Below are 1,157 nucleotides of genomic sequence, written 5' to 3' on the forward strand. Positions count from 1 at the left end.
GTCAAAAATAGGTAAGTCAATACGCCAACCTTGCAAAGCCTCAACCACACCTTGCTCGTCAATCACAATGACGCGTCCTTGTGACTTATTTAACCCTGTCGGTGCCTTGCCATAGCGTTTTTCAAGCAGACGTAAGTCTTCACGCATACCGAGCTTTTTCGCGGCGTACATCGTGCTTTCAATAACCTGTTTGTTATCTGGCATCACAGCCAAAGCGCGACGGTAATCCACATAAGCGCTGTTAAGATCACGTGACGCTTCGTACAACAAACCAGAAAGATAGAAGAGATAACCGTTTTGCACCGCGCTGAGTTTTTTCCCTGCATCTGGATAACTCGCGAGCACGCTGCCTAAGTTGGCTGACATACCTTGGTTTTTTAGATCTTTTTCTGCCGACTTCAGCTCTTTTTCACGCGCTTTTCTCGCCGCTTCCTGAACTTGGTTGGCACGACGAACTTCGACGAGTGCGCCTTCTAAATCATTTTTTTGTAGATAGTTCAGACCAAGGTATAAATGCAAAAAGCCGAGTTCGTAGTCTGCAGGTTGGTATTCGTTAAGATTGTCGTTTACAGCAAGTGAACCTACGCTCGTCGCTGTTTCAGAAACAGAAATGGTTGCTCGGTCTTGTTGAACGCGTACCGCGCGGTCGCTCTCTTCGAGAGCTTTGAGGCTGGTTGGATAATCTTTCGCAAGGAATGAAATACGACCCTTTTCGAAATTGCCAAGGATCTCGCTACCGACGTCGCTCGATTGGAGTTGCTCAGCGTTGGCATAATTGCCAGCAACAACTGCCTGATAAACTTCTTGATTCTGGTCGCTGTAGTGGCTAAACAAATTGCCCGCAGACAAATTAGCGCAGCCAGACGCCATCAAGACCCAGCTAATCAGTCCAAACAGCTTCACACCTAATTTCACATTTATCTCCGCAAATGTGTGCTCAGAAAAGAATATAAATAGGGTGGCATAGGCACCACCCTTTTCAAATTAGCTTAGCTCAATACCATTGGACCTAAAGGACGACCGCCTAGTAGGTGCATGTGAATATGGTAAACCTCTTGGCCACCATGAGGGTTGCAATTAAGGATCAAACGGTAACCGTCTTCAGCAATGCCTTCTTCTTTCGCAAGCTTCTTCGCCACAGTGAATAGGCGTCCCAT

At 46.8% G+C, this 1,157-nt stretch carries 2 protein-coding genes; both read right to left on the bottom strand.

Annotated elements, in window-relative coordinates; translation table 11 throughout:
• The coding region (locus R7Q47_RS25705) for a hypothetical protein (protein ID WP_318090192.1) at positions 1-915 on the bottom strand (915 nt) is incomplete at its 3' end.
• Positions 916-989: 74 nt separating this feature from the next.
• On the bottom strand, positions 990-1,157 hold a 168-nt coding region (locus R7Q47_RS25710), incomplete at its 5' end, for an HIT domain-containing protein (protein ID WP_318090193.1).

Source organism: Vibrio sp. Vb0349, from assembly GCF_033338975.1.